A 15,671-nucleotide genomic window follows, 5' to 3' on the forward strand; every position below is an offset into this window, starting at 1 on the left:
CACTCCCCAATGGCCCGCGCAGGCCGGGTCGGTTCTTCAGGTGTGGATCGACTGTGCTCGCTCAATATTCCAAGAGTCTCTGTGAAGTAGGTGGGCATGTCAAGTGTTTCTGGCCGCGCCGCGTGCATCGCCTGCACAAATCGCGTGCCCGCGCACATCGCACCCACAGTCCCGCTGGTGACCTCGCCTTATGCGCTCCATATCGCCCGGTGCCCTGGCAGGCGTTCCGCGCCGACGACAAGGCTGCTGTGCCGGACGTCCCGGCGATTGCACTCTTGCGGCACCGACGCACATGGTCTATTTTCCTAGAGTCTACGAAAATTAGACGTCGCGCTCATCCCACTATCGGCCCTACCGTCAGAGGTGATCGACGCATGACAGCACGCCGCGCATTCCTTCGCGCATCCGCTCTCGGCGGCCTCGCCGTAGCCGGCGCCACCGCCCTACCGAGCCAGGCCACCGCCGCACCGGGCGGAAAACCAGCCGCCCCGACCATCCACGTCGCCACCGTCGCCGACCTGCTCGCTCTGGATCCTCGCCGCCTCGACGACGGCACGGTCGCGCAGGTCACCGGACACGCCACCGCAGGCGACGGCGGTCACCGATGTGTCCGCTGGGACGCCGCCAGCAGCTCCGAGCCGAACAGCGGGACCGTTCTGCGACCCGTCGGCGAGCCGGCTACCGGCCGATGGCATGTCCTGCACGCAGGTGTCGGAGACTTCCGCTGGTTCGGTGTCTTCGGGTCCGACACCGACGCCGACGACGCTCTGGATGCGCTCGTCGGCGACGCCTCCATTCACCGCATCGAAGCGCACACCGAGCTCAACTTCACCCGCCGGCATCGATTCACCCGCAGCGATCTCGAACTGGATTTCGGCGGCAATCTGGTCACCACCGAAGGGATCGAGGACGCCCCCGAGAACGATCCGTTCGCCGCCGTGATGTTCTTCCGCGGCACGGTCAGCGACGACGTCCGGGAGAACACGCTGGTCGAGACGATGCCGGATCTGCTCGACGTGTGGGAGGTCGCCGACGCGTCGCAGTACGCCGTCGGCGAGTGGTACGCGCTCGAGGTCGACGCACTCACCGGACGGTGGGAACGGGAGGTCCAGCGCCTCGTCGAGATCACCCAGATCGTCGACGGTACACACGTCCGCGTCAACTACAAGAACGGGTGGGACCTCGAACCGGGACGGACACTCACCTGGACCCGGATCGACCCCGTGCGCAACGTCCACATCCGGAACATGCGCTTCGCCGGCGTCGCCGACGGCGATCAGGTGACCGGCTCACACCCCATCGCGTACGAGTACGCCGTCTCCTGCGACGTGAGCGCCGTCCACGCCACTGGCACGTTCTGGCCGGTCGTGATGCGCCGCTGGTGCACACATTTCCGCACCGCGCAATGTTCGCTCGCCAACCCCGCCTCGGTCACCTGGGGCGGCGCGGGCTATCTGACACAGCAGATCTACTGCCTGTACGGACACGTCGCCGACTGCCACACCGCCAATGCCCGGCACCTCAACGACTGGACGGCGTCCGCGTACGGCTACGTGGAGAACTGCCACGGCGACGGCGACGATCAGGGCCCGTTCGTCACCCACGGCCAGTACGAGCACGACCTGGTCTACACCGGAAACTCCGGCCTCATGACCTTCGCCAACAGCGGCGCCGCGTGGGGCTCGGCGGCCAAGCGGATCAGTGTCCGCAAGCACGTCTGCTCCTGGTTCGTCGCCCGGGTACGCATCACCGACCTGACCCTCGAGGACGTGCAGGTCATCGGTAAGGCGGGCCTGTCCGGCTCCGGTATGTTGTGGGTCAACGCCGACGGAGTGCAGCTGCGCGGCTGCCAGGCAGACGACACGCTGATCGTCTCCCAGTCGTCGTCGCTGTCCGGCCGGGCCAACATCATCGACGGGTGCCATTTCCGCCTATCCGGACCGAGCGAGGTGGTCCGCGGCGACGTCGAGGCAGACCTGCATATCGTCCGCACCACCTTGCGGGGCCTCGACGGGCACCGGTTCAACGGCACCGGCACGCTGCGCTTCACCGATTCGACGCTCGTCGGCGCGGACGAGGCCGCACCCATCGCCGTCGCCGGTGACGTCCACATCAGCGGCGGAGAACTACGCGATACCGGCGTCCGTGTCGCAGGCACAGGTGACGCCGACGTCCGGGTGGGCGGTGGATGCACGATCACCGGCTCGAACAGTGCCGGCGCGTTCTTCTCCAGAGAGAGCGCCGGCGGCGTGCTCGCCCTCGACCTGTCCGGCGTCACCAGCACCGCCGGTGACGCGGACATGGCCCACGTCGACCTGGATGCGGGCACCAACCGGTACAGCTGCGTCAGTGCCACCTTCACCGACGGACGGCTCCGGCTCGCGCCGGACGCGTTCGGCGATGACTCGTATCTGCTGCACACCCAGAACGTCGAACGCGGCGTCGACCGGGTCGCCATGCCGGACGAGGGCGAACGCGTCCAGCACGGCGCCAACCTCGTGCTACCGGGCTGACCACGGCCTGGGCGCGCGTCCGGCCGTCCCCACCACCTCGACCAGTACCACCATCACAGCACGATCAGCGGCAAGGAGATCTCGTGAACACCACGTCGACCGTAGATACGGCCCAGCGCGCCCGGGCGGTGATACCCGGCGGCGTCAACTCCGGACAACGGAGCCTGCCGGACTGGCCGGACCTCGTCGTCACCCAGGCACAGGGAGCACGCATCGTCGACGGTGAGGGGCGTTCGTACACGGATTACCATGCCGCGTTCGGCCCGCCGCTGCTCGGCCACAATGCGCCGGAGGTCACGGCCGCCGTCGCCGCGGCCGGACAGCGGCTGGACCTGTGTGGTGTCGGCGTCTCCAGCTATGAGGTGGAGCTGGCCGAGACGCTGGCCGAGCTGGTCCCGAGCATCGAGAAGGTCTTGCTGACCAGCACCGGCAGTGAGGCGACCTTCCACGCGCTGCGGCTGGCGCGTGCGGTCACCGGTCGCCGCCTGGTGGTCAAGTTCCAGGGCTGCTACCACGGCTGGCACGATTCGGTCAGCCTCAACGTGATCTCGTCCCCGGATCGGATCGGCTCCCCCGACCCGATCTCGGCGGGAATCCTGCCGGAGGTACTGGCCGCCACCCTGGTGCTGCCGTTCAACGACGTCAACGCCGTGCATCGAGCGTTCGCCGAGCACGGTGACGACATCGCGGCCGTGATCCTGGAGCCGGTGCCACACAACATCGGCTGCGTCCTGCCGGACCAAGAATTCCTCTCCACGCTGCGGCGGGAGACCGAGCGGCACGGCAGCGTGCTGGTCTTCGACGAGGTCATCACCGGGTTCCGGCACGCGCTCGGCGGCTGGCAGGAGATCAGCGGCATCACCCCGGACCTCACCACGCTGGGCAAGGCGATCGCCAACGGCTACCCGCTCGGTGCGCTCGGCGGGCGGGCCGACCTGATGGAGGAGTTCAGCTCCAATCCGGGGTCCCCGGTCTTCTTCGCCGGTACCTACAACGGCCACCCGGCGATCGTCTCCGCCGCGCTGGCCACGCTGCGCATACTGCGCACCGCGCCCGTGCACGACCACGTCTTCCGACTCGGCGACCGGATCCGTACCGGCCTGGCCGAGGTGATGGCCGATGTCGGCGTGCCGGCGGTGGTGACCGGCTACGGGTCGGTGTTCGTCACCTATTTCATGGAGGGTGCACCGCCGCGGTCCTACGACGACCTCCTCCGCAACGACGCCGCCCTGTTCGTCGGCTACCGGCAACGCCTGCGCGAGCACGGCATCTTCGAGTTGCCGCTGAACCTCAAACGCAGTCACGTGTCCTACGCGCACACCGACGCCGACGTCGACGCCTTGCTGGAAGGAACCCGGGCGGCCGTCCAGCGAGCACGACAGGAGGCCACCGCACCCGCACAGGCCAGCTCCACCATGGGCGGGGTGACGCGCTGATGCTCACCGTCGACCGCACCCGTCCGGCAACCAGCGCGGGCCGCATCGCCCGGGTGGAGACCCTCACCCTGGGCACCGCCTGGCGCGACTTCTCCTTCGTGCGCATCCACACCGACGAGGGCCTCACCGGCATCGGCGAGATCACCCACCCGTACCGGGGCCGCGAGACCTGCAGTCTGACGCACGCCATGGCCGAGCGGCACCTGCTGGGCGCCGATCCCTTCGACGTGGAGGAGATCTGGCTGCGCATGTATCAGGGGGACTTCCTCCGCGGCGGCGACGTCGGCGGCGTCGTGCTCAGCGGGGTGGATCAGGCCCTCTACGACATCATGGGCCGCACTCTGGGTGTGCCCGCATACCGGCTCATGGGCGGAGCGGTCCGCCAGCGGGTCCGGGTATACGCCAACGGCTGGTACACCGGCGAGCGCGACCCGTCGTCGTTCGCCGAACGGGCCCGCGAGACGGTGGCCCGCGGGTATACCGCGCTGAAGTTCGACCCGTTCGGAGCCGGCCTGGGCACACTGGACCGTGCCGAGCTCCGTCGCTCGGTGGAGATCGTCGCGGCAGTGCGTGACGCCGTCGGCCCGGACGTCGACCTCTTCGTCGAGGGGCATGCCCGATTCGCCATGGCCACCGCGGACAGGCTGGTGCGCGAGCTGGCGCCGTTCGACCTGGGATGGTTCGAGGAGCCGCTGCCGTGGACGCACATCGAACGGTACGCGGAGCTGAGGGCGACGGCGACGATGCCGATCGCCGGCGGCGAGCACTTCCACAACCGGTACGAGTATGCGCGGTTGTTCGCCGCCGACGCCGTCGACATCGTCCAGCCCGATCTGTCCATGGCCGGTGGGCCGACCGAGGTTCGCAAGATCGGCGCCATCGCTGACGCGCACGCGATGGTGGTCGCACCGCACAACTCCAATTCCCCGCTGTGCACCACGATCAGCGTGCACAGCGTGGCCGGGATGCCGAACCTGCTCATCCTGGAGACCTTCGACGGCGCGCTGGAACCGTTCGTCTTCGAGGCACTGCGCGGCGTCGTCCCGATCGAGGACGGCGAGGTCGCGTTGCCGAGCACACCGGGATACGGCGTCGAACTGGTGGACGAGGTGTTCGAGGAGCACCCGCCGAGCCACCGGTTCTGGAACATGTTCTCCCCCGGCTGGGAGAGGCGGAACCGCCGTTGATCGTCGACGTTCACAGCCACCTCTTCCCCGATGCGGCGCTCGCGGAGCCGTTCCGGTCGGACGCGGCGCGTGCGCACGGCGGCGAGGTCGACCTGACCGTCACCTTCGCCCACTACGCCGCCTCCGCCCCGGCCGGCACTCGCACCGTCGTGGTCGGCGGTAAGGCCAGGCGCAGTGGCCTGTGGGTCGACGACGCCGCGGTGGCCGGCTACGTGCGCGCGCATGAGGACCGGCTCATCGGATACCTCGCCCTGGACCCGACGCAGCCGGGATGGCGGGACGACCTGGAGCACGGCCACCAGGACCTCGGTCTGCGCGGTATCAAGCTGATGCCGATGTACGCGGGTTTCGATCCGGCCGACCGCGCCTACGACGACCTCTACACCTACGCCGAGCGCCACCGGTTGCCGCTGCTGGTGCATACCGGCACGACGTTCGTCGCGGCGGCGCCGCTGCGGTACGCGATGCCGGTCCATCTCGACGACGTCGCGATCCGGTTCCCGGAGCTGCGCATGGTCCTGGCGCATCTCGGTCACCCGTTCGAGGGCGAATGCCTGGCGGTGATCCGCAAGCATCCGCACGTCTACGCGGACGTCTCCGCGCTGCACTACCGGCCGTTCCAGTTGTGGCACAGCCTCCGGCTCGCCCAGGACTATGGCGTCACGCACAAGCTGCTCTTCGGCAGCGACTACCCGTTCACCACGGTGAACGCGTCGATCGCCGGGCTGCGGAGGGTGGCGCGGGTGCCCGGGATCGCGGGCCTGGATGCCCTGGATGAGGCGGCGATCGATGCCGTGATCAACCGGGACGCGCTCGCCCTGCTGGGGCTGGACTGATGACCGCGGCGCCGTTCGACCTCTCCGGCCGGCGTGCCGTCGTCACGGGGGCGGCACACGGGCTCGGGGCGGCGTTCGCGACCGGCCTGGCCGCAGCCGGCGCCGATCTGGTGCTGATCGACCGCCCCGTCCCGACCGGTGGCGGTGCCGAAAGTCCGGCCGATGGCGCTGTCAGCAGCCGAGGCGGAGCGGACCGCCCGGTCGACACCGGCGTGTTCGCGGTGGCGGAGGCGGTGCGGCGGCTCGGCAGGAAGGCGCACGTCGTCGAGGCGGACCTAGCCGAGACCGCAGAGCTCGCCGCCCTCGTCGATCGTGTCTGGCGCACGGCCGGGCCGGTCGACATCCTGCTCAACAACGCCGGCATCGCCCGGCTGGAGCACTTCAACGAGGTGAGTGTGGATGCCTGGCGCCAGGTCATGCGGGTCAACGTGGACTCCGTCTTCTTTCTCAGCCAGCGCATCGCCGAGCACATGATCGCCGGCGGGATCGCCGGGCGGATCATCAACGTCTCGTCCAAGAACGGGGTGGTGGCCGAGGCCGGGCTGGTCCACTACAACGCGTCGAAGGGCGCCGTCGAGCTGCTCTCCCAGTCGCTGGCCGCCGAGCTCGGGCCGCACGGGATCACCGTCAACACGGTAGCCCCGGGGATGATCGGCACCCCGATCGCGGACGGGTTCGACCTCGCGGACGGGTTCGAGCAGGCGTGGCGCGAGCGGATCCCGCTGGGTGAGTACGGCACGCCCGGCGACTGCGTCGGCGCCGTCCTGCTGCTGGCTTCCGACGCCGGCCGGTACATCACGGGGACGCGCATCGTGGTCGACGGCGGGGTGCTGGCCGACCAATTGCCCCGCCACCGCTTCATGCGCCCCTACCGCAACACCGCATGATCATGAACAGTAACCGTGCTATGTGAACGGTTACTGTTCATGATCATGGTCGCTCTTGCCGGTGCGGATCCAGCGCCGGTGGCCTTCCCGGAGCGTCAGCGTGTCATCTTCATCGTCGTCGACGTGGGGAACGTCCGCACCGGGCATCATGACTTGCCGTTCCTCGGCGTCGGCGTCCTCGCCCGCGCGGTGTTCCTGCTCCCGCACCTTCCGCCTCCACCCGATCACCGCAGCGGTGATGGCGCCGACTACAGGAACCGCGAGGAACAGGCCGACCAGGCCGAACGCAACACCCGCACCGGTGGTGAGCAGCAGCGTGATCAGCGGGTGGAAGCTGACCGCGCGCGACATCAGCAACGGCGACAGCACGTTCCCCTCGATCTGCTGGACCGCCAGCACGATCAGCAGTGCCCAGATCGCCGTGGTCAGCCCACCGGAGACGAACGCGACGGTGATGGCGAACCCGCCCGCCAGGGTCGCCCCGACCAACGGTATGTAGCCCAGCATGAACGTCAGCGCACCGATCGGGATCGCCAGCGCCACGTTGAGAATCGTCAGCCCGAGCCCGATGAAGAACCCGTCGACCAGGCCGGTCACCGTGGAGGCGTAGAACCAGTTGCCGGTGGCCTTCATCGCGCCCTTGAACGCCACATGTGCGGGTGCCTGATACTCCGGCCGCAGCGCGCTGACGAACTGTGCCCACAACTTGTCGCCACTGGTCAGCGCGAAGATCGTGAAGAAGATCGCGATCAGCAGCACGGTCGCGAAATTGCCCACCAGCGTGATGCCGGTGGTCGCCGCCTGGCTGACCTCCCCCAACAGGTTGCCGAGCTGACTCTGGATGTCATCGAGCCAGCCCTGCACCGTCTCCGTGTCGAGACCGAACGGGCCGGAAGCAAGCCACTCGTTGACCTCGTCGACCGAACCGGTCACCGACTCCACCATGTCGTCCCATGAGTTGATCACCTCGGAGACGACGAAGACGATGATGCTGGCGAAGAACCCCAGAAAGAGCAGGACGGAGACGAGCGACGCCACGATCGCCGGCACCTTGTGCGCACGCAGCCATTTGGCCAGCGGCCACAGCAGCGACACGATCGCGAAGCCCAGCACCGCCGCCATGACGATGAACTGGATCCGCAGCGCCAGGTAGACGACGGCCGCGATGACCAGGCCGATACCCAGGATCCGCCAGGCCAGGATGCCTTCGCGTTCCAGCCAGCCGGTCTCCCGCTGACCCTGCGACTCAGACGTTGCCACGGGTCTACACCACGTCCTTAACTGCCGGTCCTAGACCGTCTTCTGATGCTGGTGCTCCGCGCTGGGCTCGGGTTTGTCCGCCTGCTCGCTGCCGGACCCGGATTCCGAGTCGAGCGCCGCCACCAAACCGGATACCTCCCGTGCCAGTCCCTGGCCGGTCAGACCGAGCTCGGCCAGGATCTCGGCCCGCTTGCCATGCTCGATGAAGCGGGCCGGAATCCCGAAGGTGTGCACCGGGACATCGACGCCGCAGTCGCGGAGCAGCTGGGCGAGCACGGAACCGACACCGCCGGTGCGGGATGCGTCCTCGGCGCTGACCACCAGCCGGTGTGTGCGCGCCAGGTCGACCAGGGCGGCGTCGAGCGGCTTGATCCATCGAGGATCCACCACGGTCACGCCGACGCCCTGGGCCTGCAGTCGCTCGGCGGCGTCGACGCCGGCCGCCGCCATCGCACCGACCGCCACCAGCAGGACGTCCCCGGCGGCCGCCGCATCCGGCCCGGGACGCGCCAGGATGTCGCACCCGCCGATCCGCTCGATCGACTTGACCGCGGCGTCGGCCGGCTCCTTCCCCGGGAACCGGATCACGGTGGGTGCGTCGTGCACCTCGAGCGCCTCGTCGAACTGTTCACTGAGCTGGTCCGCGTCACGCGGCGCCGCCATCCGCAGGCCGGGGACCACCTGCAGGATGGAGGTGTCCCACATGCCGTGATGGGACGGACCGTCCGGGCCGGTGATCCCGGCTCGGTCCAGCACGAACGTCACCCCGGCCCGGTGCAGTGCGCAATCCATCAGCACCTGGTCGAACGCGCGATTCAGGAATGTGGAGTAGATGGCGACCACCGGGTGCAGGCCGGTCATGGCCATGCCGGCGGCGGACGCGGCGGCGTGCTGCTCGGCGATGCCGACGTCGAAGCACCGGTCGGGGAACTCGTCGGCGAACGGTTCCATCCCGGTCGGGCCGAGCATCGCCGCGGTGATCGCCACCACGTCCTGGCGCCGTCGGCCCGCGTCCACCAGCGCGTCGGAGAACGCGTGCGTCAGGGTCCGCTTGGGAGCGGCGGTCGGCTCGCCGGTGACCGGATCAAATGCGGCCGGGCTGTGCATGTGGTCCACCTGATCCTGGACCGCCGCCTCATAGCCGTACCCCTTCTGGGTGAGGCAGTGCACGATCACCGGGCCGCCGAACCCCTTCGCCTGCGCCAACGCGTGCTCGATCGCGCTCCGGTCGTGCCCATCCACCGGGCCGATGTACTTCAGGCCCAGATCCTCGAACATGCCCTGCGGCGCCAGCAGGTCCTTCAGGCCTTTCTTCAGACCGTGCAACGCCTCATAGGTGGTCGGCCCCACCAGCGGAGTCCGGTTCAGCGTCCGTTTCACCAGGTCGAGCGCCTGCTCGTAGCGCGGGTCAGTGCGCAGGCCGGCCAGGTGTGTGGCCAGCCCGCCGACGGTCGGCGAGTACGACCGGCCGTTGTCGTTCACCACGATGACCAACGGCCTGCGGTCCGGACCGGTCTGCGGCCCGCCGGCGATGTTGTTCAGCGCCTCCCACGCCATGCCGCCGGTGAGTGCCCCGTCGCCGACCACGGCCACGACGGTCCGGTCCCGCTCGCCGCGGACCGCGAACGCCTTGGCCATGCCGTCGGCGTGGGACAGCGCCGCGGACGCATGCGAGTTCTCGATCCAGTCGTGCGGGCTCTCGTCCTGGCTGGGGTACCCGGAGATCCCGCCCTTCGAGCGGATGCTGTCGAACCCGTCATACCGGCCGGTCAGAAGCTTGTGCACGTACGACTGGTGCCCGACGTCGAACAGGATCGGGTCCCGCGGCGATCGGAAGACCCGGTGGACGGCCAGCGTCAGCTCGACCACTCCCAGGTTCGGCCCGAGGTGGCCGCTGGTCCGCGATACGGTCGTGACGATCACGTCCCGGATCTCCGCGGCGAGTGCGTCCAACTCCTCGGCGGAGAGGCCGTTCAGATGTCGGGGCTCTCTCACACGCTCGAGTACGCCCAAAGTGGCTCGCCTCCTTGTTCAGCCGTCCCCACGAGTGTAGATGGCCGCACCGGCCGAGGTGTGCAACGGTAGTGGCTGTGAGGCAGTGGATCACTATGACACGACGTGGAGTGGGAGCGGGCATCGCCGCCCTCGGCGCGCTGACCGTGACCGCCAGCGTCTACCCGACCTGGTACACGAACGAGGGTCCGCGTGACTGGCCGCTGGCACAGCTGTTCCAGGCCAGCCCCGCCGGCGAGGCGACGGCCTACTGGGGCTCGGTCGCGGCCCCGCTGGCGGTGGTCGGCGCGCTCGGCGTGCTCGGCGCCGTGCTGCGGTTCAGGTTCATCCTCGGCCTGGGGTGGCTGCTCGGGGCAGCGTCGTTCACGCTGTGGGCGATCATGCGGGCGATCGACAGCAGCTGGCAGGTCGGCGAGCTCGAGGCCGGGGCATGGCTGTGCCTGGCCGGTCTGGCCGTGCTGCTCATCGGCATCGTCGCCATGGGACCACGCGCCGAGGAAGTCGAGGCACCGCTGTCGGTCTTCGAAGGCGACCCGCCGCAGTAGGCGCAGCGGGCGATCCGCCGTGATAGACGCATAGCGGACCGCCCTCCGCCCGCTCAGAGCAGGCTGCGCAACACGTACTGCATGATGCCGCCGTGCCGGTAGTAATCCGCCTCCCCCGGCGTGTCGATCCGCACCAGCGCATCGAACTCCACCGTGCCGGACTCGCCATGGGCCGTCACATGCACCGTCGACGGCGTCTCACCTTCGTTGAGCGCCTCGATGCCCGCGATGTCGTACGTCTCCTCGCCGGTGAGCCCCAGCGACTCGGCGTTCTCCCCCTCCGGGAACTGCAGCGGCAGCACCCCCATGCCGATCAGGTTGGAACGGTGGATACGCTCGAACGACTCGGCGATGACGGCACGCACGCCCAGCAGCGCGGTGCCCTTGGCCGCCCAGTCCCGCGACGAGCCGGAGCCGTATTCCTTGCCCGCCAGCACCACCAGTGGCGTGCCGGCCTCGGCGTACGCGACGGACGCGTCGTAGATCGTCGTCACCGGGGCGTCCGAGGGCGAGGAGCCCTGGGTGAAGTCCCGGGTGAAGCCGCCTTCTGTGCCCGGCGCGAGCTGGTTGCGCAGCCGGATGTTGGCGAAGGTGCCACGGATCATCACCTCGTGGTTGCCGCGCCGCGATCCGTACGAGTTGAAGTCCCGACGGCCCACGCCGTGCGAGGAGAGGTACTCCCCTGCCGGCGAGTCGGCCTTGATGGCGCCGGCCGGGCTGATGTGGTCGGTGGTGACCGAGTCGCCCAACTTGGCCAGCACCCGGGCGCCCGCGATGTCCGTCACCGGGCTCGGCTCCGCCTGCATCCCCTCGAAGTACGGCGGCCTGCGCACGTAGGTCGAGTCGGGATCCCACTCGAACGTGTTGCCCTCCGGTGTCGGCAGCGCGCGCCACTGGTCGTCGCCGGCGAAGACGTCCGCGTAGTCGCGGGTGAACATCTCGCTGGCGATCGCGGAGTCGATGACCTCCTCGATCTCGGCGGGGGTCGGCCACAGATCGCTCAGGTAGACCGGCTGACCCTGAGCGTCGGTGCCCAGCGGCTCGGTGGTGATGTCGATGTCCATCGAGCCGGCCAGTGCATACGCGACGACCAGCGGCGGCGAGGCCAGGTAGTTCATTTTGACGTCGGGGTTGATCCGCCCCTCGAAGTTCCGGTTGCCGGACAGCACCGACACGACGGAGAGGTCGTTCTCGTTGACCGCGGCCGATATGGAATCGGCCAACGGTCCCGAGTTGCCGATGCAGGTGGTGCAGCCGTAGCCGACCAGGTGGAAGCCGAGCTTTTCCAGGTACGGCGTCAGGCCGGCCCGCTCGTAGTAGTCCATGACGACCTTCGATCCGGGCGCCAGTGTGGTCTTGACCCACGGCTTGCGGTTCAGGCCACGTTCGACGGCCTTCTTGGCGACCAGCGCGGCGCCGATCATGACCGCCGGATTCGACGTGTTGGTGCAGCTGGTGATGGCGGCGATGACGACCGCACCGTGGTCGATCTCGCACGTGGTGCCGTCCTCGAGCGTGACCTGGGCCGGTGCCGACGCCCGCCCCTGGGCCCCGCTCGCCGCCGAGGCCACCGCATGCGGCGCCTCGCCGCCGTTGCCTGGATGGACCGCGACGGGATCGCTGGCCGGGAAGGTGTCCTCGACCGCGTCGTCCAGATCGGTGTGCGGCTGCTCGTCGTGCTCGACGTAATCGCGCAACGACGACCGGAACGCCGTCTTGGCGTCGGTGAGCGAAACTCGGTCTTGCGGGCGCTTGGGACCGGCGATCGACGGTACGACGGTGCCGAGGTCGAGCTCGAGGTACTCCGAGTAGTCGGGGGTGGCGTCCGGGTCGTGCCAGATGCCCTGCTCTTTCGCGTACGCCTCGACCAGCGCGACCTGTTGCTCGGAACGTCCGGTCAGCTGCAGGTAGCGGACGGTCTCCTCGTCGATCGGGAAGATAGCGATGGTGGAGCCGTACTCGGGACTCATGTTTCCGATGGTGGCCCGGTTGGCCAGCGGCACCGCGGAGACGCCCGGACCGTAGAACTCGACGAATTTCCCGACGACACCGTGTTCGCGCAGCTGCTCAGTGATCGTCAGCACCAGGTCGGTCGCCGTCGCGCCGTCGGGGAGCTCACCGGACAGCTTGAACCCGACGACCCGCGGGATGAGCATGCTCACCGGCTGGCCGAGCATCGCGGCTTCGGCCTCGATGCCACCGACACCCCAGCCGACGACGCCAAGGCCGTTCACCATGGTGGTATGGCTGTCCGTGCCGACGAGGGTGTCCGGGTACGCCACGCCGTCGCGAACCATGATGGTACGGGCCAAGTGCTCGATGTTCACCTGGTGCACGATGCCGGTGCCGGGTGGGACGACCTTGAAGTCGTCGAAGGCGCCCTGGCCCCAACGCAGGAACTGGTAGCGCTCCTTGTTCCGGCCGTACTCGAGCTCGACGTTGCGGGCGAACGAGTCCGGCGCCCCGAAGACGTCGGCGACGACGGAGTGGTCGATGACGAGCTCAGCCGGCGCGAGCGGGTTGATCCGGTTCGGGTCACCACCGAGGGCGCTCATCGCCTCCCGCATGGTGGCCAGGTCGACGACGCACGGCACACCTGTGAAGTCCTGCATCACTACCCGGCCGGGGGTGAACTGGATCTCGGTACTCGGTTTGGCGGTGGCGTCCCAGTCGACCAGCGCACGTACATGCTCAGCGGTGATGTTGGCACCGTCTTCGGTGCGCAGCAAGTTCTCCAGCAGGATCTTCAAGCTGTATGGGAGGCGGGCGACGTCTCCCGCAGCAGCCAACCGGTAGATCTCGTACGAGTCCGTTCCGACTTCGAGGGTGCCCTTGGCACCAAAGCTGTTGTTGCTGGCCACGTCGAATCCCAACCTTTCACGTCAACACTGTTCCAGGCCATCGTTCCGTACCGCCGTCATGCACCTGCCGCTAAGGCTTTCCTTACCCGGCACCCCGGTCGGCCACGCATCCATTTATCTTGAGTTCAAGATACATGACGTAAAGGTAGATCGCCACCCGATGCACCGCGCGCCTCTGATTGGATGTAGCTGCTGCGCCGAGGCTTCAGCACCCAGGTGCGTGTATCAACAGGCATGCACCGAGACATGCGAAGGAGAGTGTCGTATTCCATGCGACTGTTCAACGGCCGCCACGTCCGCCGCGCCGTTCTGGCCGGAATCCCGGCTCTTGCCCTGACCTTGGCCGGCTGTGGCGGCAGCGACGAGGACCGGGCGGCCGGCACGGCAGAGGACTTCTTCGCCGCGCTGGCCGAGGTCGATGCCGAGAAGGCCTGCGAGTTGAACCTCGGCTCGGACGGTCAGCCGCTGTCCGAGGAGCACGCGGACTGGCAATCGTGCCTCACCGGCGTCGACACCTGGGCCGGCAACACCGTCATGCCGGCCGACGGCGAGCTGCCCGAGGTCTCGTTCGACTCCGTGGAGATCGACGGCGATACCGCCCGGCTCGCCGACTCGCCGCCGTCCGAGTTCTCCTTCATGCACGCCATCGACCTGCGGAAGGTCGACGAGGACTGGTACATCGACGGGAGCTGGTACCGCTGAGCCGGACCGGCAACCGGGGCGACGCAACCGGGGCGGCTGGCTCAGCGCAGGCCAGTCAGTGCAGCCGGCGCAGCCTCGTCAGCGCAGGAACCAAGGCGTGTCGCTCCTCGGGCGCTCGTACCATCCCAGCCACAGTGCCGGCCGGTGTGCACAGACCGTCTCCTCGATCATCCGGTGGATCTGGTCGTCCACCGGCAGCATCAGCCGGTAGAGCTCGCCCGGCAGTTGCGGTTCGGGTGGGCGCTCCTGCCGGCGTCGCCGGTCCAGCTCCGGCCAGCGTCCGGCCGGACTGGACACCTGTTCGTAGATGTCCAGCTGCGGCATATGCATCTTCTTGCCGTTCTTCGTCGTCGCCATGTAATACGAGATGCCGACGCCGGCAAGGCCGTTCCATGAGAACGACGCCAGATCCTGGCCGCCCTGCCAGGTGACGCCGGTCCGGTCGATCGTCAGCGTCGAGCGTGCGCCCAGCCGCCCACCGAACCTACGGACGCTGATCACCAACGCCGCAACCAGGAGCAGCACGAGCGCCGCGAATGACGCGGCCGGAACCCAGTCCTCGTCCCCGCGCAGCGTCTCGACGCCGATCACCACGGCGATGATCCCGAAGAACGCGATGAACACACCGAAGCAGCCGATCCGGAACTTCGCCTGACCTCGCAGCTTCTCGCCGAGATCGACGCTGAACGAGGCCTCGCGGGGCGGTCCCGCGCTATCGGCTACCGATGTGCGAGCGTCCGCGTGATGAGCTGCCGCCGGCCGGCCGTCAGCCTCATCGGCAGCCCGGTCGTTCGCGTCATCGGTCCCGGACGCGGGGGTGAACGGAGCCGTCGGCGACGGCGGGCCGATCCGCAGCCCACCCGATCGGCGCAGTGCCGCCTCGGCTCGCGTGCGTGGCGGATGCAGCGCCGCGCTCCACTCTCGCACGTCCGCACGCCGAAGTCCGATGCCGATGACGAACGCTCCGGCGTAGGCCGCCAGCAGTAGCCACCACCAGGTGGGCATATCGTCGAACAGCTGACCGCCCAGGCTGTTCCGCGTGAGTATCGCCATGGCCACGACCACCACCATGGTCATCCCCGGAATCACCGTGGTCAGCAGGGCCACCGCCCGGATCGCCATCGGGCCGCCCCGCCAGACGCGATACAGCACGGTGTTCCAGATCACGGTCCAGAGAGCCATCGGCCAGATGTTCGAGGCGAGGTCGGTGGATCCGGTGAAGGAAAAGCCGATCAGGCAGGCGAGCAGGGCGCACCAGAGAAGTGCAAGGTAAGGAACCCCCACCGTGATGACGGTCGGGCGGGCAGGCTCCTGAACACCGCGCCCATCCGTGCCGCTGCTGGATTCAGTAGTCACGGACCATCAGTATCGTGGGTCGCTATATCGCGGGTGCCGCTTCCCCTGACCCATGTCGACGTAGTCGTGCCGATG

Annotated in this window: 11 protein-coding genes; 7 read left to right on the forward strand and 4 right to left on the reverse strand. The window is 68.5% G+C overall.

From position 1 onward, the window contains the following. Window positions 1–374: 374 nt before the first annotated feature. The 5 genes from G1H10_RS14590 to G1H10_RS14610 all read left to right on the forward strand — a co-directional run bounded on the left by G1H10_RS14590 (window position 375) and on the right by G1H10_RS14610 (window position 6,859). Window positions 375–2,513, forward strand: a complete 2,139-nt coding sequence (locus G1H10_RS14590) for a hypothetical protein (protein ID WP_216853271.1) — start codon at window positions 375–377, stop codon at window positions 2,511–2,513. An 83-nt stretch (window positions 2,514–2,596) separates the two neighbouring features. After that, entirely contained in the window at window positions 2,597–3,949 is a 1,353-nt protein-coding gene (locus tag G1H10_RS14595) for an aspartate aminotransferase family protein (RefSeq protein WP_163738917.1), read from the forward strand. Next, window positions 3,949–5,136 carry a mandelate racemase/muconate lactonizing enzyme family protein gene (locus G1H10_RS14600; RefSeq protein WP_163738920.1) on the forward strand — a complete coding sequence of 396 codons (1,188 nt, stop codon included), beginning with the start codon at window positions 3,949–3,951 and terminating at the stop codon, window positions 5,134–5,136. Before G1H10_RS14595 ends, G1H10_RS14600 begins: the two co-directional genes overlap by 1 nt. Next, on the forward strand, window positions 5,133–5,972 hold the full coding sequence (locus tag G1H10_RS14605; RefSeq protein ID WP_163738924.1) for an amidohydrolase family protein: 840 nt from the start codon (window positions 5,133–5,135) through the stop codon (window positions 5,970–5,972). The genes G1H10_RS14600 and G1H10_RS14605 overlap by 4 nt, the downstream gene beginning before the upstream one ends. Further along, complete coding sequence (locus tag G1H10_RS14610) at window positions 5,972–6,859, forward strand: SDR family NAD(P)-dependent oxidoreductase (protein ID WP_163738928.1); 888 nt, start codon at window positions 5,972–5,974, stop codon at window positions 6,857–6,859. The genes G1H10_RS14605 and G1H10_RS14610 overlap by 1 nt, the downstream gene beginning before the upstream one ends. A 30-nt stretch (window positions 6,860–6,889) precedes the next feature. Here the strand turns inward: G1H10_RS14610 and G1H10_RS14615 are convergent, their stop codons facing one another. Together G1H10_RS14615 and dxs are read right to left on the reverse strand one after the other, a co-directional pair. Continuing rightward, the gene (locus tag G1H10_RS14615) at window positions 6,890–8,119 is read right to left on the reverse strand and encodes an AI-2E family transporter (RefSeq protein ID WP_163738931.1); all 1,230 of its coding nucleotides are present in this window, start codon (window positions 8,117–8,119) and stop codon (window positions 6,890–6,892) included. Between the two features lie 30 nt (window positions 8,120–8,149). After that, the gene (dxs, locus tag G1H10_RS14620) at window positions 8,150–10,132 is read right to left on the reverse strand and encodes a 1-deoxy-D-xylulose-5-phosphate synthase (RefSeq protein WP_163738935.1); all 1,983 of its coding nucleotides are present in this window, start codon (window positions 10,130–10,132) and stop codon (window positions 8,150–8,152) included. Window positions 10,133–10,227: 95 nt separating this feature from the next. Between dxs and G1H10_RS14625 the strand changes: the two genes are divergently transcribed. Continuing rightward, a complete protein-coding gene (locus G1H10_RS14625) occupies window positions 10,228–10,677 on the forward strand; it encodes a hypothetical protein (RefSeq protein ID WP_163738938.1) in 450 nt (149 codons plus the stop codon). Window positions 10,678–10,730: 53 nt separating this feature from the next. On the opposite strand, the gene G1H10_RS14630 is transcribed toward G1H10_RS14625, so the two are convergent. Beyond that, window positions 10,731–13,538 (reverse strand): aconitate hydratase, encoded by a 2,808-nt coding sequence (locus tag G1H10_RS14630; RefSeq protein WP_163738941.1) that lies wholly within the window; start codon window positions 13,536–13,538, stop codon window positions 10,731–10,733. A gap of 270 nt (window positions 13,539–13,808) precedes the next feature. On the opposite strand from G1H10_RS14630, the gene G1H10_RS14635 reads away from it, so the two are divergent. Continuing rightward, a complete protein-coding gene (locus tag G1H10_RS14635; protein WP_163738944.1) occupies window positions 13,809–14,240 on the forward strand; it encodes a hypothetical protein in 432 nt (143 codons plus the stop codon). A gap of 78 nt (window positions 14,241–14,318) precedes the next feature. Here the strand turns inward: G1H10_RS14635 and G1H10_RS14640 are convergent, their stop codons facing one another. Next, on the reverse strand, window positions 14,319–15,596 hold the full coding sequence (locus G1H10_RS14640) for a DUF4175 domain-containing protein (protein WP_163738947.1): 1,278 nt from the start codon (window positions 15,594–15,596) through the stop codon (window positions 14,319–14,321). Between the last annotated feature and the right edge of the window lie 75 nt (window positions 15,597–15,671).

This window comes from Phytoactinopolyspora halotolerans (assembly GCF_010550675.1).
GTDB lineage: Bacteria > Actinomycetota > Actinomycetes > Jiangellales > Jiangellaceae > Phytoactinopolyspora > Phytoactinopolyspora halotolerans.